Source organism: Streptomyces sp. SKN60, assembly GCF_026236535.1.
Taxonomy (GTDB): domain Bacteria; phylum Actinomycetota; class Actinomycetes; order Streptomycetales; family Streptomycetaceae; genus Streptomyces.
Window position 1 is genome coordinate 13,947 of the sequence record NZ_JAHTMW010000012.1, and the last position, 17,594, is coordinate 31,540.

Consider the following 17,594-nt stretch of genomic DNA (forward strand, 5'->3'; position numbering starts at 1 on the left):
ATGCACCCCCGTCTTCGGGAGCCCAGGGATGGTGAACATCCGGGGGAACTATTTCAGGCCCCGGCCCGTATCCGAAAGTCGGGCCGCGTGAAGAGCTTGCGCATGAGCCCGAGATCACCGGTCGCGGGGTCGTCCGACGCGGATCACCCGGCGCAGCCGGACGCAAGCCCGCGGCCACTCGGGTGTCCGGCAGGCGGGACGGGGGGTCTGGTGGCACCGGGTGCCCGATACGGTGGACGTACCATGAGCGCATCGCAGACCCCAGACGCTTCCGCCTCGGCCGTTCCCGCCCCGGGCGTTCCCGCCTCGGACGTGCCGACTCTCCTCGTCAAGATCTTCGGGAAGGACCGTCCCGGGATCACCGCCGGACTCTTCGACACCCTCGCCGCCTACTCCGTCGACGTCGTGGACATCGAGCAGGTGGTGTCCCGCGGCCGGCTCGTGCTGTGCGCGCTGGTCACCGAGCCGACCGTCGCCACGCAGGGCGAGCTGCGGGCGACCGTGCACAGCTGGGCCGAGTCCCTGAAGCTGCAGGCCGAGATCATCTCGGGCACCGGTGACAACCGTCCGCGCGGCGAGGGCCGCTCGCACGTCACCGTGCTCGGGCACCCGCTGACCGCCGAGCAGACGGCGGCCATAGCGGCCAGGATCGCGGAGACCGGCGGAAACATCGACCGGATCTTCCGCCTCGCCAAGTACCCGGTGACGGCGGTCGAGTTCGCCGTCTCCGGCTGCGGCACCGAGGAGCTGCGGACCGCGCTCGCGACCGAGGCGCACTCGATCGGCGTGGACGTGGCCGTGGTGTCCGCCGGGCTGCACCGCCGGGCGCAGCGGCTCGTCGTGATGGACGTCGACTCGACGCTGATCCAGGACGAGGTCATCGAGCTGTTCGCGGCGCACGCCGGCTGCGAGGACGAGGTCGCCGAGGTGACGGCGGCCGCGATGCGCGGCGAGCTGGACTTCGAGCAGTCGCTGCACGCGCGGGTGAAGCTGCTCGCGGGTCTGGACGCGTCCGTGGTGGACAAGGTGCGGTCCGAGGTACGGATGACGCCCGGCGCCCGCACCCTGATCCGTACGCTCAAGCGGCTCGGCTACCAGGTGGGTGTGGTGTCCGGCGGCTTCACGCAGGTCACGGACGACCTGAAGGAGCGGCTCGGTCTGGACTTCGCCCAGGCGAACACCCTGGAGATCGTCGACGGGAAGCTGACCGGCCGGGTCACCGGGGAGATCGTCGACCGGGCGGGCAAGGCGCGGCTGCTGCGCCGCTTCGCCGCGGAGGCCGGGGTGCCGCTGGCGCAGACGGTGGCGATCGGCGACGGCGCGAACGACCTGGACATGCTGAACGCGGCCGGTCTGGGCGTGGCGTTCAACGCGAAGCCGGTGGTGCGGCGGGCCGCGCACACCGCGGTGAACGTGCCCTTCCTGGACACCGTGCTCTATCTGCTCGGCATCACGCGCGAGGAGGTCGAGGCGGCGGACGACGGCGCCGAGGACCTGCCGCACTGATCCTTGTCCGTACGCGAAGGGGCCCGGGCGTCGCAGGACGGCCGGGCCCCTTCACGTACGACTCAGTCGTGCGGGGTCCAGAACTCGACCAGGGTGCCCGCCATGCCGTGCTCGACCGACTTCCAGGAGCCGTTGAAGCTGACGACGGCGAAGGCGGAGGTCGGGAAGCCGGTGCGGTTCATCCGGGCCAGCGCGTCGCCCTCCGACGCTCCGGAGAGGGCGTCGGCGAGTGCGTGCATCCCCGGGTTGTGGCCGATGAGCAGCAGGTTGTCGACGGTTTCGGGGGTCTCGTTGACCACGGCGAGGAGCTCGCCGAGGGAGGCCTCGTACAGCCGGTCCTCGTACACCGTCTTCGGGCGCTCGGGGAGCTCGTGCACGGCGAGCTTCCAGGTCTCCCGGGTGCGCACGGCGGTCGAGCAGAGGGCGAGGTCGAAGCCGATGCCGGTGTCGGCGAGCCTGCGGCCCGCGACGGGGGCGTCGGTGCGGCCGCGCTCGGCGAGCGGGCGCTCGTGGTCGGAGGTCTGGGGCCAGTCCGCCTTGGCGTGTCGGAGCAGCACGATCCTGCGGGGTGTGTCGACGCTCATGCTGGACAGCTTCGCACGAAACCGCCCGGGTTGACTCAGAGAGAGAGCGTTTGCTGCAGCTGCTCCAGGATGTGCGCGATGCCGGGGTCACGGCCGACCGCCTGGGCCTCCCCCGGGCCCGCTATCAGCAGGAAGAGGGCGACGAACGCGGCCACCGGGAGGGCGAGTGCCCACCAGGGCAGCCGGGTGTCGACGCCGGCCTGCCGGGTCCGGACACCGGTGGGGGTTCGCGCCGTCATGGCCGCCTCCGTGGGATGGGTTCCTCGCGTTTTCCGCGATGACACCAACGTACGGAGCGGGCGGCCTCCGGCCCATCAGGTGATCCACCCACTTGACCCTGACACCTGCCCCCTAGGGGATGCGGGGGTTGTCCCCACCCTCGGGGGTCAGGGCGAGGCGAAGGTCGCGATGACGGCGATGATCGCCGTGATGCCGAGCATGGCGCCGAGGATGACGAGGAGCGCCTTCTGGCCGTTGGGGGGATTCGGTTCGAGTACGGGCATGCCCTCAGTCTCGCATCTCAGCATTCGTCCTCGACGATGCGGTCCCGGCCGGCCAGGACGCCCACGATCATCTGCGGGACCATCAGGCCGCCCATGAGGGCGACGGGCAGGCCCCAGCCGCCGCTGTGCTGGTAGAGGACTCCGACGACGAGCGGGCCGGGGATGGAGATGAGGTAGCCGACGCTCTGTGCGAAGGCGGACAGCTTCACGACCCCGGCGCCGGTGCGCGAGCGCATGCCGATCATGGTGAGGGCGAGCGGGAAGGAGCAGTTGGAGACGCCGAGGAGGACCGCCCAGAGCCAGGCGCCGCCGGCCGGCGCGAGATAGAGGCCGGTGTAGCCGGCGAGGCCGCACAGGCCGAGGCCGACGACGATGGGGCCCTGGTGGCGCAGCCGGGAGGCGAGGCGGGGGATGACGAAGGCGAGTGGCACGCCCATGACCATGGTGACGGCGAGGAGCACGCCCGCGGTGGAGGCGGGGACGCCGGCGTCGCGGAAGATCTGCGGCATCCAGCCCATGGTGATGTACGCGCCGGTGGCCTGGAGGCCGAAGAAGGCGGCGAGGGCCCAGGCGGTGCGGCTGCGGGCGACCCGCGGGGCGGCCGGGATCCCGACGGCGGCCGCCCGGCCCGTACCGCTTCCGCTTCCCCTTCCACGGAAGCGGTCGGCGCCCATTCCTCCCCCGCCCGTACCGGCCGCGCGGCCGCGGATCAGCGGGATCCAGGGCAGGACGGCGAGGGCGGCGAGGACCGCCCAGATGCCGAGGCCGAGCCGCCAGCCGCCGCCGAGGGCGCCGGTCAGCGGCACGGTCGCGGCGGCGGCCACGGAGGTGCCGAGCGCGAGGGCCATCGAGTAGAGGCCGGTCATGCTGCCGACGCGGTCCGGGAAGTACCGCTTGACCAGGACCGGCATGAGGATGTTGCTGAGCGCGATGCCCATGAGGGCGAGCGCGCTGGCGGCGAGGAAGGCCGGGGTGCTGTCGGCGACGGAGCGCAGCAGCAGGCCGGCGGCGATCGCGGCCATGCCGGCGCAGACCACGGCCGCGGGGCCGAAGCGGCGGGCGAGCCGCGGGGCGGCGATGCCGAAGACGGCGAAGCAGAGCGGCGGCACGGAGGTGAGGACGCCGGCCACGCTGCCGCTCATGTGGAGGCTCGCGCTGACCTCTTCGAGGAGGGCGCCGAGGCTGGTGATCGCGGGGCGCAGGTTGAACGCGGCGAGGACGAGTCCGACAGCGACGAGCGCGCCGACCCAGCGGGCGGGACCGGCAGGTGCGGGAGAATCAGGGACGGCGCTGCGGTGCGGTTGCTTCCTGGTGGGGGCGAGTGTCTGCGGCTCCTCTGACATGAGACCCATCATAGAATCATGGGATGATTGGTTGTCCAGTTCTGAACAACCAGGACCGACGGCAGAACCACGTCAGGACCGACGGCAGTACTGACGGCAGGACCAAGGGACGGAAGGTGTGGCATGGCCCTCGGGCATCCGCGGCGCAGCGGACTCTCCGACCAGGTGATCGCCCAGCTGCGGAACCAGATCACCTCGGGCGAGTGGGCGGTCGGCACCCGCATCCCGACCGAGCCCGAGCTGGTCGAACAGCTCGGGGTGGCCCGTAACACCGTGCGCGAGGCGGTCCGCGCGCTCGCCCACAACGGGCTGCTCGACATCCGGCAGGGCTCGGGCACCTATGTGGTGGCGACCAGTGAGCTGGCCGGGGTGATGCACCGCAGGTTCGCCGGCTCCGACCCGCGCGACGTGGCCGAACTGCGCGCCACCCTGGAGTCCTCGGCGGCCCGGCTTGCCGCGCAGCGCCGCACCGACCGGGACCTGGGGCAGCTGGACGCGCTGCTCGCCCGCCGCGAGGAGGCCTGGGCGGCGCGCGACGCGGAGGAGTTCGTGACCGCGGACGCGGCCTTCCACCACGCGGTCGTGGTGGCCTCGCACAACGAGGTGCTGACCGAGCTCTACTCGGACCTGGGGCACGTACTGCGCACCTGGCTGCGCGAGGACGTGGGCCCGGAGCTACGCCCGGAGAACCACATGGACCACGCGCGCCTGGTGGCGGCGATCCACGAGGGCGACGCCGAGCGGGCCGCGACCGAGGCGGCCGGCTATCCCTTCATGTGCCTCAGGAGCCCCGAGCCGCCGGCTCGTGGGTGATCCAGGCGGCCCGGACCTCCTTCCAGCAGCGGCCGGTCACCTGGGCGTAGTCGGCGGGGCCGACCTCGACGGGGGCGCTGTCGGTGTCCACGTCCCACCAGCGCGCGCACTCCACGTGGAGGCGGACCCGGTCGGTGCGGGGGTAGGGGTTCTGGCAGTGGACGGTGACGGCCGAGCCCTGGACGAGGGTCCGGCAGGAGGCCCCGAAGTTCTCGGGGTCCCCGGTCACGGGGGCGGAGTGCGCGGTGCCGTCCTCGGCGGGGGCGGGAGCGGCGCGGACCTCGGCGGCGACGGCGAGGCCGGCCAGACCCGCGAGGAGTGCGGCGGCCGGAACGAGCGCGGGCGCCCGGAAGAGCGGCGTGCGCATGTCCGTACCTCCTCCCCATGCAGTAGCCGGAATGTCACGCTCCGACCAGTCTGGGGTGAGTCGGCCGACTTTTCGACTCGGAGAAACGACGAGGGCCGGGGGCCCGCCGGTAAGGCGGGCCCCCGGCCCCAGGTGTCACTTGAGATCAGGCGCCGATCGCGTGCAGACCGCCGTCCACGTGGATGATCTCGCCGGTGGTCTTCGGGAACCAGTCGGAGAGCAGCGCGACGATGCCGCGGCCGGCCGGCTCCGGGTCCTCCAGCTTCCACTCCAGCGGGGAGCGGGAGTCCCAGACGGCGGCGAGCTCGCTGAAGCCCGGGATGGACTTCGCGGCCATGGAGCCGATCGGGCCGGCGGAGATCAGGTTGCAGCGGATGTTCCGCTCGCCCAGGTCACGCGCCATGTAACGGTTGGTGGCCTCCAGGGCGGCCTTGGCCGGGCCCATCCAGTCGTACTGCGGCCAGGCGAACTGCGCGTCGAAGGTGAGGCCGACGACGGAACCGCCCTCGGTCATCAGCGGCAGCAGCGCCATGGTCAGGGACTTCAGGGAGAAGGCCGAGACGTGCATGGCTGTGGCGACGGACTCGAACGGCGTGTTGAGGAAGTTGCCGCCGAGGGCGTCCTGCGGGGCGAAGCCGATGGAGTGGACGATGCCGTCGAGGCGGTCGCCCAGCTGCTCGCGGACCTGGCCCTCCAGGCGGGCGAGGTGCTCGTCGTTGGAGACGTCGAGCTCCAGGACCTTGACCTTGTCCGGGTGGGGCAGCTTCTTCGCGATGCGCTCGGTCAGCGTCGGCCGGGGCCAGGCGGTGAGGATGATCTCCGCGCCCTGCTCCTGGGCCAGCTTCGCGGCGTGGAAGGCGATGGAGGACTCCATCAGCACACCGGTGATGAGGATCTTCTTGCCCTCGAGGATTCCAGCCATGGTGTTCAGTGACCCATTCCCAGTCCGCCGTCAACCGGGATGACGGCTCCAGTGATGTACGAGGCGTCGTCCGAGGCGAGGAACTTCACCGCGGCGGCGATCTCCTCGGGCTGGGCGTAGCGGCCCAGCGGGACCTGGGAGACGATGCCGGCGCGCTGCTCGTCGGTGAGCACCGCGGTCATGTCGGTGTCGACGAAACCGGGCGCGACGACGTTGAAGGTGATGTTGCGCGAGCCGAGCTCCCGGGCGAGGGACCGCGCGAAACCGACCAGGCCGGCCTTCGAGGCGGCGTAGTTCGCCTGGCCCGCCGAGCCGAGCAGGCCGACGACGGAGGAGATCAGCACGACGCGGCCCTTCTTGGCGCGCAGCATGCCGCGGTTGGCGCGCTTCACGACCCGGAAGGTGCCGGTGAGGTTGGTGTCGAGGACGGACGTGAAGTCCTCCTCGGACATGCGCATGAGGAGCTGGTCCTTGGTCACGCCGGCGTTGGCGACGAGGACCTCGACCGGGCCGTGCTTCTCCTCGATCTCCTTGTAGGCCTGCTCCACCTGCTCGGAGTCGGTGATGTCGCACTTGACGGCGAGGAAGCCCTGCTTCTCCAGCTCCGCGGGGTCGCCCGAGCGGAACGTGATCGCGACCTTGTCGCCGGCCTCGGCGAACGCGCGGGCAATCGCGAGGCCGATGCCCCGGTTGCCTCCGGTGACGAGAACCGAGCGGCTCAACGGATCACCCTTTCGATAGCGGTCTGGTATGTCGAAAACCTATCGGTCCCTTCCTCGATACGGAGAATCGAGCCCTGACAGTGGCGTCCTGGTGTCGCTGTCGGGTCCCTACAGAAAGCTCTGGGCATCACGGCCGAAAGCACGACATGATCGGGGGCGACCGGTCTCACACGACAGGAGACAGCTGTGCAATCTGGGACCCATTCCCTCGACGAGGGCTTCACCCGGCTTCCGTTGCGGGCACTGGCCGACGCGGCGCTCGCGCGGGCCCGGGCGCTCGGCGCCGAGCACGCCGACTTCCGCCTGGAGCGGGTGCGCAGCGCCGCGTGGCGGCTGCGCGACGCCAAGCCCTCGGGGTCGTCGGACACCACCGACCTCGGCTACGCGGTGCGGGTGGTGCACGGCGGCGCGTGGGGGTTCGCGTCCGGCGTGGACCTGACCATGGACGGGGCCGCGCGGGTCGCCTCGCAGGCGGTGGCCATGGCCAAGCTGTCCGCGAAGGTGATCGCGGCGGCGGGGTCGGACGAGCGGGTGGAGCTGGCCGAGGAGCCGGTGCACGCCGACAAGGTGTGGATCTCCTCGTACGAGATCGACCCCTTCGCCATCTCCGCCGAGGAGAAGAGCGGGCTGCTCGCCGAGTGGAGCGAGCGGCTGCTGCGGGCCGAGGGCGTGGCGCACGTGGACGCCTCGCTGCTCACGGTCTTCGAGAACAAGTTCTACGCGGACACGGCGGGCACCGTCACCACCCAGCAGCGGGTCCGGCTGCACCCGCAGCTCACGGCGGTCGCGGTGGACGCGTCGACCGGTGAGTTCGACTCGATGCGGACGCTCGCGCCGCCGGTCGGGCGGGGCTGGGAGTATCTGACGGGCACCGGCTGGGACTGGGACAAGGAGCTCGACGAGATCCCGGGGCTGCTCGCCGAGAAGATGCGCGCGCCGAGCGTCGAGGCCGGGCGTTACGACCTGGTCGTGGACCCGTCCAACCTGTGGCTGACCATCCACGAGTCGATCGGCCACGCCACCGAGCTGGACCGGGCGCTCGGTTACGAGGCGGCGTACGCGGGCACCTCCTTCGCCACCTTCGACCAGCTGGGCAAGTTGGAGTACGGCTCCTCGATCATGAACGTGACGGGTGACCGGACCGCCGAGCACGGCCTGGCGACCATCGGGTACGACGACGAGGGCGTCGAGGGGCAGAGCTGGGACCTGGTGAAGGACGGCACGCTCGTCGGCTACCAGCTGGACCGCCGGATCGCGAAGCTGACCGGCCTCGGCCGCTCCAACGGCTGCGCCTTCGCCGACTCCCCCGGCCATGTGCCGGTGCAGCGGATGGCGAACGTGTCGCTGCAGCCGGACCCGGGCGGGCTGTCCACGGAGGACCTGATCGGCGGGGTGGAGCGCGGCATCTACGTGGTCGGCGACCGGTCCTGGTCGATCGACATGCAGCGCTACAACTTCCAGTTCACCGGGCAGCGCTTCTTCCGCATCGAGAACGGGCGGCTCGCGGGGCAGCTGCGGGACGTCGCGTACCAGGCGACGACCACCGACTTCTGGGGCTCCATGGAGCAGGTCGGCGGCCCGCAGACGTACGTCCTCGGCGGCGCGTTCAACTGCGGCAAGGCCCAGCCGGGCCAGGTCGCCGCGGTCTCACACGGCTGCCCGTCCGCCCTGTTCCGGGGTGTGAACATCCTCAACACGACGCAGGAGGCCGGTCGATGAGCCGCGTCAGCAAGCCGTACGAGATCGTCGAGCGGGCCCTTGAGCTGTCCCGCGCCGACGGGTGTGTCGTCATCGCCGACGAGGAGTCCTCGGCCAATCTGCGCTGGGCCGGCAACGCGCTCACCACCAACGGGGTGACCCGGGGCCGCACCCTCACCGTGATCGCGACCGTGGACGGCGCCCAGGGCGCGGCCTCCGGTGTGGTGTCGCGTTCGGCGGTGACCGCGGACGACCTGGAGCCGCTGGTGCGCGCGGCCGAGGAGGCGGCGCGGGCGGCCGGGCCGGCCGAGGACGCGCAGCCGCTGATCGAGGGCGTGCCGGTGTCGCCGGACTTCACCGACGCGCCGGTCGAGACCTCCTCGGCCGTCTTCGACGCCTTCGCGCCGGCGCTCGGCGAGGCCTTCGCACGCGCGCGTGCGGGCGGCCGGGAGCTGTACGGCTTCGCCAACCACGAGCTGACCTCCAGCTACCTCGGCACGTCGACCGGGCTCCGGCTGCGGCACGACCAGCCGAACGGCACCCTGGAGCTCAACGCCAAGTCCCCGGACCGGACCCGGTCCGCGTGGGCCGGGCGCTCGACCCGGGACTTCAAGGACGTCGACCCGGCCGCGCTCGACGCCGAGCTGGCCACCCGGCTCGGCTGGGCGGAGCGGAGGATCGACCTGCCGGCCGGGCGGTACGAGACGCTGCTGCCGCCGACCGCCGTGGCCGACCTGATGATCTACCAGCTGTGGTCGTCGGCGGCCCGGGACGCGGCCGAGGGCCGCACCGTCTTCTCCAAGCCCGGCGGCGGCACCCGGATCGGCGAGACCCTGTCGCCGCTGCCGCTGTCCCTGCGCAGCGACCCGCACGCGCCGGGCCTGGAGTCCGCGCCGTTCCTGATCGCGCACAGCTCGGGCGACGACTCCTCCGTCTTCGACAACGGTCTGCCGGTCGGTCCGGTCGACTGGGTACGGGACGGGAAGCTGGCCCATCTGGTCACCACCCGGCACACCGCGGGGCTCACCGGGCTGCCGATGGCGCCGGCCGCCGGGAACCTGATCCTGGACGGCGGCGGCGAGAAGTCCCTGGAGGAGATGGTCGCGGCGACCGAGCGCGGCCTCCTTCTCACCTGCCTCTGGTACATCCGCGAGGTCGACCCGGCGACGCTGCTGCTCACCGGCCTCACCCGGGACGGTGTGTACCTGGTCGAGAACGGCGAGGTGGTCGGCGAGGTGAACAACTTCCGGTTCAACGAGTCGCCGGTCGACCTGCTGTCCCGGGCCACCGAGGCGGGCCGCACCGAGCAGACGCTGCCGCGCGAGTGGAGCGACTGGTTCACCCGGGCCGCGATGCCCGCCCTGCGGGTGCCGGACTTCAACATGAGCTCGGTCAGCAAGGGCGTCTGACCCGGTCGGACACGGCCTAGACTGGCCGGGACAACTCTGTCGTATACGCATCACGAGGAGACGGACGACGTGACGGACATCGTCGACGAGCTGAAGTGGCGTGGGCTCTTCGCCCAGTCCACCGACGAGGAGGCCTTGCGCAAGGCCCTCGCGGACGGTCCCGTCACGTTCTATTGCGGTTTCGACCCGACCGCGGCCAGTCTCCACGTCGGCCACCTGGTCCAGGTCCTCACCGTCCGCCGGCTCCAGCAGGCCGGGCACCGGCCGCTGGCGCTGGTCGGCGGGGCCACCGGCCAGATCGGCGACCCGCGGCCGACCGCCGAGCGCACCCTGAACGACCCGGAGACGGTCGCGAACTGGGTGAACCGGCTGCGTTCGCAGATCGAGCCGTTCCTGTCCTTCGAGGGCGAGAACGCCGCGGTCATGGTGAACAACCTGGACTGGACCGCCGGCATGTCGGCGATCGAGTTCCTGCGGGACATCGGCAAGCACTTCCGGGTCAACAAGATGCTGACCAAGGACTCCGTGGCCCGGCGCCTGGAGTCCGAGCAGGGCATCAGCTACACCGAGTTCAGCTACCAGCTGCTCCAGGGCATGGACTTCCTGGAGCTGTACCGGCGGCACGGCTGCACGCTGCAGCAGGGCGGCTCCGACCAGTGGGGCAACCTGGTGGCCGGGCTCGACCTGATCCACAAGCTGGAGCCGGAGGCGCAGGTCCACGCGCTTGCGACGCCGCTGATGGTGAAGGCCGACGGCACCAAGTTCGGCAAGACCGAGGGCGGCGCCGTCTGGCTGGACCCGGAGATGACCACGCCGTACGCGTTCTACCAGTTCTGGCTGAACGTCGACGACCGCGACATCTCCACGTACATGCGGATCCTGTCCTTCAAGTCCCGCGAGGAGCTTGAGGAGATGGAGAAGCTGACGGCGGAGCGGCCGCAGGCGCGCGCCGCGCAGCGGGCGCTCGCCGAGGAGCTCACCACCCTGGTGCACGGCGCCGACCAGTGCCGGGCCGTGATCGACGCGTCGAAGGCGCTGTTCGGCCAGGGCGAGCTCGGTGAGCTCGACGAGGCCACGCTGGCCGCGGCCCTCTCCGAGCTGCCGCACGCGCGCGTGACGGAGCTCGGGCAGGTCGTGGACCTGTTCGCCGAGGTCGGTCTGGTGGCCAGCAAGTCGGCCGCCCGCCGCACGGTGAAGGAGGGCGGCGCCTACGTGAACAACGTGAAGGTGACCGCCGAGGACGCCGTCGTGACGGCGGACGAGCTGCTGCACGGCCGCTGGCTGGTGCTGCGCCGGGGCAAGAAGAACCTGGCGGCGATCGAGGTCGGCGCCTAGCCCCTCGTACACGCAAGGGCTTACGCCGGAGGCCCGGTACGCGCGTTCCCGCGCCGTACCGGGCCTCCGGTCGTGTCCGCCCGTGCGATCAGGGCCGCGCGATCAGGCCCGCTGTCTGCCGCCCTTGATCGAGGCCCACAGCATGTCGCCCACGCCGACCACGGCGACGGCACCGATGAGCTGCAGGAGGTGACGGGTCCAGTCGATGCCCCTGGTGTCGTTGACCCCGATCCAGGTCGCGACCGCGTTGCCGAGCACACTGCCCAGAATGCCGAACACGGTCGTCAGCCACAGCGGGATCTGCTGCTTGCCCGGCAGGATCGCCTTGGCGATCAGTCCCAGGACGAAGCCCACAATGATCGCCCACAACCAACTCATCGTCGCCTCCTCGTGCACAGGTGTGCCCAGTGTCGGTCCGTCCGCCATACGGCGCATGTCGGACGAGGCCGTACGGAGGAGGCCATACGTGCCCCGGCCTCCTCGGCGGGGGACGCCGGGCGTACGGTGGAAGGAGGACCGGACCGGGGAGGGTCCGGCACGGTGTGCGGGTGGTGGAACGTGATGCTGAAGCATGGCGGTGGCGAGGTCTTCCGGATCACCGGGGCCCGGCAGGGCCTTGCCGAGGACGTGCGCGGGCGGCAGCGCCGGTACGTGATCTCGATGGCGATCCGCACCCTCTCGGTGATCGCCGCGGCCTCGCTGTGGAACGTGGAGCGGTACGTGGCGATCGTGGCGCTGGTGGTCGGCGCCGTGCTCCCGTACATCGCGGTGGTGATCGCCAACGCCGGCCGGGAGAACGCTCCGTCCCTCCCGTCCACGTTCGTCCCGACTCCGCTGCGGCCGGCACTGACGGCGAAGCCCTCGAAGGATGCCGAATCGGACACCGGAACGGCGACGCCGAGCGATCACACAGCGTGAGCGGAAAGCTCAGGAAAAGCTCAGATCAATCATGAAGTTCCGGTGCACCGCACCCCATCCCCCGTGACATACTGCCTACGCGCTCCGCATCCCCCGTCGGAGCGACGGACCGATGCCGGGCAGCTCCCCCCGTGGCTGCTCGGCATCGCCCTTGCTGGACAATGATCGGGTGATCCTGGGTCCAGTGAGCGAAGACAAGCCGATCTGTTCCGCGAAGGGGTGCCGGGCCGACGCGGTCTGGGTCCTCGCCTGGAACAACCCCAAGCTGCATACGCCGGAGCGGCGCAAGACGTGGCTGGCGTGCGACGAGCACCGCGAACATCTGTCGCAGTTCCTGGGGGTACGGGGCTTCCTGAAGGACGTCGTCGCGCTCGCCGACTGGGACTCCGGCGACTCCGAGGCCCCCTAGCCGCTGAGGCTCTCTAGCCGCCGATCGCCGACATCGGGCGATCGGGCTGGAGGAAGTCCGGGTCGTCGAGGCCGGAGCCGGCCTTCTTGCCCCACATGGCCTTCTTCCAGATCTCGGCGATCACCGCGTCGGGCGCGTCCGAGCGCAGTGCCGCCCGCAGGTCCGTCTCCTCGGTGGCGAACAGACAGGTGCGGACCTGGCCGTCGGCGGTGAGGCGGGTGCGGTCGCAGGCGCGGCAGAAGGGCCGGGTCACGGAGGCGATGACGCCGACGGTGTGCGGGCCGCCGTCGACGACCCAGCGCTCGGCGGGGGCGGAGCCGCGCTCGCCGGCGCCCTCGGCTTCGAGGGTGAAGCGGGTGCGCAGCGACTCCAGGATGTCTCCGGCGGTGATCATGCCGTCGCGCTTCCAGCCGTGCTGGGCGTCGAGCGGCATCTGCTCGATGAAGCGGAGCTCGTAACCCTGCTCCATGGCCCAGGCGAGCAGGTCGGGGGCCTCGTCGTCGTTGAGCCCGGGCATCAGGACGGCGTTGATCTTGACCGGGGTGAGGCCGGCGTCGCGGGCGGCGGCCATGCCGTCGAGGACGTCGTGGTGCCGGTCGCGGCGGGTGAGGGTCTTGAAGACCTCGGGGCGCAGGGTGTCGAGCGAGACGTTGACCCGGTCGAGGCCGGCCGCCTTGAGGGCGGCGGCGGTGCGCTTGAGCCCGATGCCGTTGGTGGTCAGCGACAGCTTGGGGCGGGGGGCGAGGGCGGCGCAGCGCTCGACGATGCCGACGAGGCCGGGGCGGAGCAGCGGCTCGCCGCCGGTGAAGCGGACCTCGGTGACGCCGAGCTCGGTGACGGCGATCCGGACAAGCCGGACGATCTCGTCGTCGGTGAGCAGATCGGGCTTGGCCAGCCACTGCAGGCCCTCTTCCGGCATGCAGTAGGTGCAGCGCAGATTGCACCGGTCCGTGAGGGAGACCCGCAGGTCGGTGGCCACGCGGCCGTAGGTGTCGATGAGCACTGGGCCCCCTCCCTCTCTGACGGTTCGCTTCGTGTTCGAGCCTACGTGACGCCTCGGACACTGGACACGGGCCGATTGTCACGAGGACGGGGCCGGCCGCGTCGTAGAACTCTACGACGCGGCCGGTGGTTCATCGCGGAGCGTATACGACCCGCTGCGCTCCGGTCAGTGCTTGATCGCGGAGGCGACGCCGACGCCGGTGAGGGACTTGACCTCCAGTTCGGCGTACTTGCCCTTGTCCGGCTCCTCCTTGGAGAGGAGGGAGCCGAGCCAGCCGAGGAGGAAGCCGAGCGGGATGGAGATCAGGCCCGGGTTCTCCAGCGGGAACCAGTGGAAGTCGACGCCCTTGATCATGGAGGCGGGTCCGCCGGAGACGACCGGGGAGAAGATGACGAGGACGACGGAGGAGATCAGGCCGCCGTAGATCGACCAGAGCGCGCCCTGGGTGGTGAACCGCTTCCAGAAGAGCGAGTAGAGGATCGTCGGCAGGTTGGCCGAGGCGGCGACGGCGAAGGCGAGGGCGACGAGGCCGGCGACGTTGAGGTCGCGGGCGAGGGCGCCGAGCGCGATCGACACGATGCCGATGATGACGGTGGACCAGCGGGCGGCCCGCATCTCCTCCTTCTCGGTGGCCTTGCCGCGCTTGATCACATTGGCGTAGATGTCGTGCGCGAAGGACGAGGAGGAGGCCAGGGTCAGGCCGGCGACCACGGCGAGGATGGTGGCGAAGGCGACGGCGGAGATGACGGCGAGCAGGATCGCGCCGGAGGTGGAGTCGGCGCCGCCGCCGACCTCCATGGCGGCGAGCGGGGCCGCCGTGTTGCCCGCCTTGTTGGACGCCAGGATGGTGTCGCTGCCGAGCAGGGCGGCGGCGCCGAAGCCGAGGACGATCGTCATCAGGTAGAAGGCGCCGATGATGCCGATGGCCCAGTTGACCGACTTCCGGGCGGCCTTGGCGGTGGGCACCGTGTAGAAGCGGATGAGGATGTGCGGCAGGCCGGCGGTGCCGAGGACGAGCGCGATGCCGAGCGACAGGAAGTCCAGCTTGGAGGTGGCGGTGACGCCGTACTTGAGGCCGGGCTCCAGGAACGCGTCGCCCTTGCCGCTGTGGGTGGCGGCGGCGCCGAGCAGGTCGGAGAGGTTGAAGTGGAACTTCCACAGGATGAGGAAGGTGATGAGCACGGTGCCCGCGATGAGGAGCACGGCCTTCACCATCTGGACCCAGGTGGTGCCCTTCATGCCGCCGATCGTCACGTAGACGATCATCAGGACGCCGACCAGGGCGACGATCGCGATCTTGCCGCCGTCGCTGGTGATGCCGAGGAGCAGCGAGACGAGGACGCCGGCGCCGGCCATCTGGGCGAGCAGGTAGAAGATCGAGACGACGATGGTGGAGGTGCCGGCGGCGGTGCGGACGGGGCGCTGGCGCATCCGGTAGGCGAGGACGTCGCCCATGGTGAACCGGCCGGAGTTGCGCAGCGGTTCGGCGACCAGGAGCAGCGCGACGAGCCAGGCGACGAGGAAGCCGATGGAGTAGAGGAAGCCGTCGTAGCCGTAGAGGGCGATGGCGCCGCTGATGCCGAGGAAGGACGCGGCGGACATGTAGTCGCCGGAGATCGCGAGGCCGTTCTGGAAGCCGGTGAACTGGCCGCCGCCGGCGTAGAAGTCGGCGGCGGAGCGGGTCTGCCGGCCGGCCCAGACGGTGATGACGAGGGTGGCGAGGACGAAGGCCGCGAACAGGGAGATGATCAGCGTCCGGTGCTCGCTGGTCGCGTTGCCGGCGGCGAGCAGGTGGACGGGGTCGGCGAGGGGGCTGCCGAGGGCGGTGCTCATGCGTCGGCCTCCGTACGGGATTCCATGTGCTGCTTGATGGCCTCGGCCTGCGGGTCCAGGCGGTTGGCGGCGTGCCGCGAGTAGAGCCAGGCGATGAGGAAGGTGGTGGCGAACTGGGCGAGGCCGAGGACCAGGGCCACGTTGACGTTGCCGAAGACCTTGGTGCCCATGAAGCCGCCCGCGTAGTTGGAGAGCAGCACGTAGAGCAGGTACCAGGCGATGAAGGCGATCGTCAGGGGGAAGGCGAAGGAGCGGTAGGTGCGGCGCAGTTCGCCGAACTCGGCGCTCTGCTGCACCTCGGTGAACTCCTCGGTGGTGGGGCCGGCCGGGGTTGCGGCGTCCGTGCTGGTTCGGGGTGGCGGCGGGGCGTCGGTGGCCACGGAATCTCCTCGGGCGGTGGGCAGGGACATGGGGGCCTCGCTGGGGATGGGGAGGACGGGGTTCCGACCGGAACCCCTCCCCTGATCAACGGCACGGAGCGCGCGGCGAAGTGGTTCACCGGAGTGGTTTTCTCAGCCGGGATCTTCATGAAGTCTTCTCAACTCATTGATGAGCGGGGAAGATCGGCGATAGCTTCACTCGTCATGCACCTGCCCGGCCGCACATCGGCGCCCGGGCAGCACGGACGGATGATGTGGAGAACCCATGGCTCATCTGGGATCGCGGCGCGGTCGAGTACTCGCTCTGCCGGCCGGTCTCGCGCTCACGGCCTCGCTCGGCTTCCTTCCCGCCGGCGCCGCCTCGGCCGCGGAGCTGTCCGACGCCCCGGCGGCCGCCGTGGCCACGGACGGGCCGAAGCTCAGCTACGTGGTGAACGTCGCGGGCGGCAGCAAGACGCCGGCGATGGTGCGCAAGGCGATAGCCGCCGCGGGCGGTGAGGTGGTCGTGTCCTACGACCGGATAGGCGTGATCGTCGTCCACTCCCAGAACCCCGCGTTCGCGCAGACGATCCGCAAGGCTCGCGGTGTGGTGTCGGCGGGCGCGACCCGTACGGCGCCGCTGCAGGCCGCGACGGACGACTCGGTCGGCGAGGGCGCGCAGGAGCTGACCCCGGCGGAGATCAAGGCCGCGACGGCCGCCGCCTCCGGCGAGCAGGACCCGCTGGAGCCGCTGCAGTGGGACCTGCCGGCCATCAAGGCCGACAAGGCGCACGAGAAGACCCTCGGCAGCAAGAACGTCACGGTCGGCATCATCGACACCGGTGTGGACGACACCCACCCGGACCTGGCGCCGAACTTCGACGCCGCCGCCTCCGCCAACTGCGTGAGCGGCAAGGCCGACACGACGCCCGGCTCGTGGCGTCCGAAGCCGGGCGAGAGCGACCACGGTACGCACGTGGCGGGCACCATCGGCGCCGCGAAGAACGGCATCGGCGTGACGGGCGTCGCGCCCGGCGTGAAGCTGGCGGGCATCAAGGTGTCCACGCCGGACGGCTTCTTCTACACGGAGGCCGTGGTCTGCGGCTTCGTGTGGGCGGCCGAGCACGGTGTCGACGTCACCAACAACAGCTACTACACCGACCCGTGGATGTTCGCCTGCAAGAATGACGAGGACCAGAAGGCCCTCATCGAGGCGGTCACCCGCGCGACCCGGTACGCGGAGAAGAAGGGCACCGTCAACGTGGCGGCGGCCGGCAACTCCAAGTTCGACCTGGCGGCGGACTCGATCCTGGACACCAGCAGCCCGAACGACACCACTTCGGGCGACCGGGTCATCGACCCGAAGGAGTGCTTCATCTACCCGGGGATGCTGCCGGGCATGGTGACCGTCTCCGCGACCGGCGCCAAGGACCTGAAGGCGTCCTACTCCAACTACGGTCTGGGCGTCATCGACGTGGCGGCGCCGGGCGGCGACAAGACCGAGTGGCAGACCCCGGACGCCCCGGCGGTCAACGGCCGCATCCTGTCGACCACGGTCAACGGCGGCTACAACTACAAGGCCGGCACCTCGATGGCCTCGCCGCACGTGGCGGGCGTCCTCGCGCTGCTGAAGTCGACGCACCCGAAGGCGAGCCCGGCCGCGCTGAAGGCGCTCCTTTACGCGCAGGCCGACGAACGCGCCTGCACCAACCCGTACGACATCGAGGGCGACGGCACCGTCGACGCGGTGTGCGAGGGCGAGAAGGGCGACAACGGCTTCTACGGGGCCGGTCTGGTGGACGCGCTGGACGCGGTCCGCAAGTAGTCTCCCGCTGTTCCGCAGAACCGCCCGTGGCACTGAGTGCCACGG

At 70.9% G+C, this 17,594-nt stretch carries 19 protein-coding genes; 8 read left to right on the plus strand and 11 right to left on the minus strand.

What is annotated here, in order from left to right; all coding sequences use genetic code 11:
- The first annotated feature begins 243 nt into the window (after positions 1-243).
- The gene (gene serB, locus KV205_RS20800; RefSeq protein WP_265865986.1) at positions 244-1,506 is read left to right on the plus strand and encodes a phosphoserine phosphatase SerB; all 1,263 of its coding nucleotides are present in this window, start codon (positions 244-246) and stop codon (positions 1,504-1,506) included.
- A 62-nt stretch (positions 1,507-1,568) separates the two neighbouring features.
- Here the strand turns inward: serB and KV205_RS20805 are convergent, their stop codons facing one another.
- The 4 genes from KV205_RS20805 to KV205_RS20820 form a co-directional block, all read right to left on the minus strand.
- Positions 1,569-2,090 carry a histidine phosphatase family protein gene (locus tag KV205_RS20805; RefSeq protein ID WP_265865987.1) on the minus strand — a complete coding sequence of 174 codons (522 nt, stop codon included), beginning with the start codon at positions 2,088-2,090 and terminating at the stop codon, positions 1,569-1,571.
- A 35-nt stretch (positions 2,091-2,125) separates the two neighbouring features.
- Entirely contained in the window at positions 2,126-2,329 is a 204-nt protein-coding gene (locus KV205_RS20810) for a hypothetical protein (protein WP_265865988.1), read from the minus strand.
- Positions 2,330-2,476: 147 nt separating this feature from the next.
- Positions 2,477-2,593, minus strand: coding sequence for an SGM_5486 family transporter-associated protein (locus KV205_RS20815; protein ID WP_265865989.1), 117 nt, complete (start codon positions 2,591-2,593; stop codon positions 2,477-2,479).
- Positions 2,594-2,610: 17 nt separating this feature from the next.
- A complete protein-coding gene (locus tag KV205_RS20820) occupies positions 2,611-3,936 on the minus strand; it encodes an MFS transporter (protein ID WP_265865990.1) in 1,326 nt (441 codons plus the stop codon).
- A gap of 123 nt (positions 3,937-4,059) precedes the next feature.
- Here KV205_RS20820 and KV205_RS20825 point away from each other — a divergent pair, with 123 nt between their 5' ends.
- A complete protein-coding gene (locus KV205_RS20825; protein ID WP_265865991.1) occupies positions 4,060-4,749 on the plus strand; it encodes a FadR/GntR family transcriptional regulator in 690 nt (229 codons plus the stop codon).
- On the opposite strand, the gene KV205_RS20830 is transcribed toward KV205_RS20825, so the two are convergent.
- The 3 genes from KV205_RS20830 to fabG all read right to left on the minus strand — a co-directional run bounded on the left by KV205_RS20830 (position 4,718) and on the right by fabG (position 6,760).
- Positions 4,718-5,116, minus strand: coding sequence for a hypothetical protein (locus KV205_RS20830; RefSeq protein ID WP_265865992.1), 399 nt, complete (start codon positions 5,114-5,116; stop codon positions 4,718-4,720). The genes KV205_RS20825 and KV205_RS20830 overlap by 32 nt on opposite strands.
- A 145-nt stretch (positions 5,117-5,261) precedes the next feature.
- The gene (gene fabI, locus KV205_RS20835) at positions 5,262-6,038 is read right to left on the minus strand and encodes an enoyl-ACP reductase FabI (RefSeq protein ID WP_265865993.1); all 777 of its coding nucleotides are present in this window, start codon (positions 6,036-6,038) and stop codon (positions 5,262-5,264) included.
- Between the two features lie 5 nt (positions 6,039-6,043).
- Positions 6,044-6,760: a 3-oxoacyl-[acyl-carrier-protein] reductase gene (gene fabG / locus KV205_RS20840; protein ID WP_265865995.1), complete on the minus strand. Its 717-nt coding sequence runs from the start codon at positions 6,758-6,760 to the stop codon at positions 6,044-6,046.
- 186 nt (positions 6,761-6,946) lie between these two features.
- On the opposite strand from fabG, the gene KV205_RS20845 reads away from it, so the two are divergent.
- The 3 genes from KV205_RS20845 (at position 6,947) to tyrS (ending at position 11,202) form a co-directional block, all read left to right on the plus strand.
- Positions 6,947-8,479 carry a TldD/PmbA family protein gene (locus tag KV205_RS20845; RefSeq protein ID WP_265865996.1) on the plus strand — a complete coding sequence of 511 codons (1,533 nt, stop codon included), beginning with the start codon at positions 6,947-6,949 and terminating at the stop codon, positions 8,477-8,479.
- A complete protein-coding gene (locus KV205_RS20850) occupies positions 8,476-9,867 on the plus strand; it encodes a metallopeptidase TldD-related protein (protein ID WP_265865997.1) in 1,392 nt (463 codons plus the stop codon). Before KV205_RS20845 ends, KV205_RS20850 begins: the two co-directional genes overlap by 4 nt.
- 69 nt (positions 9,868-9,936) lie before the next feature.
- Positions 9,937-11,202: a tyrosine--tRNA ligase gene (gene tyrS / locus KV205_RS20855; RefSeq protein ID WP_265865998.1), complete on the plus strand. Its 1,266-nt coding sequence runs from the start codon at positions 9,937-9,939 to the stop codon at positions 11,200-11,202.
- A 102-nt stretch (positions 11,203-11,304) separates the two neighbouring features.
- Here tyrS and KV205_RS20860 read toward each other — a convergent pair whose 3' ends face one another.
- Complete coding sequence (locus KV205_RS20860) at positions 11,305-11,580, minus strand: GlsB/YeaQ/YmgE family stress response membrane protein (protein ID WP_265865999.1); 276 nt, start codon at positions 11,578-11,580, stop codon at positions 11,305-11,307.
- Between the two features lie 183 nt (positions 11,581-11,763).
- On the opposite strand from KV205_RS20860, the gene KV205_RS20865 reads away from it, so the two are divergent.
- Entirely contained in the window at positions 11,764-12,120 is a 357-nt protein-coding gene (locus KV205_RS20865; protein ID WP_265866251.1) for a DUF3099 domain-containing protein, read from the plus strand.
- Between the two features lie 184 nt (positions 12,121-12,304).
- Complete coding sequence (locus tag KV205_RS20870) at positions 12,305-12,529, plus strand: hypothetical protein (protein WP_265866000.1); 225 nt, start codon at positions 12,305-12,307, stop codon at positions 12,527-12,529.
- Between the two features lie 13 nt (positions 12,530-12,542).
- On the opposite strand, the gene moaA is transcribed toward KV205_RS20870, so the two are convergent.
- The 3 genes from moaA to KV205_RS20885 form a co-directional block, all read right to left on the minus strand.
- On the minus strand, positions 12,543-13,532 hold the full coding sequence (gene moaA / locus KV205_RS20875) for a GTP 3',8-cyclase MoaA (protein WP_265866001.1): 990 nt from the start codon (positions 13,530-13,532) through the stop codon (positions 12,543-12,545).
- Positions 13,533-13,697: 165 nt separating this feature from the next.
- Positions 13,698-15,365: a cation acetate symporter gene (locus tag KV205_RS20880; RefSeq protein WP_265866002.1), complete on the minus strand. Its 1,668-nt coding sequence runs from the start codon at positions 15,363-15,365 to the stop codon at positions 13,698-13,700.
- Complete coding sequence (locus KV205_RS20885; protein ID WP_265866003.1) at positions 15,362-15,745, minus strand: DUF485 domain-containing protein; 384 nt, start codon at positions 15,743-15,745, stop codon at positions 15,362-15,364. The genes KV205_RS20880 and KV205_RS20885 overlap by 4 nt, the downstream gene beginning before the upstream one ends.
- 265 nt (positions 15,746-16,010) lie before the next feature.
- Here KV205_RS20885 and KV205_RS20890 point away from each other — a divergent pair, with 265 nt between their 5' ends.
- Positions 16,011-17,549 (plus strand): S8 family serine peptidase, encoded by a 1,539-nt coding sequence (locus tag KV205_RS20890; protein ID WP_265866004.1) that lies wholly within the window; start codon positions 16,011-16,013, stop codon positions 17,547-17,549.
- Positions 17,550-17,594: the final 45 nt, after the last annotated feature.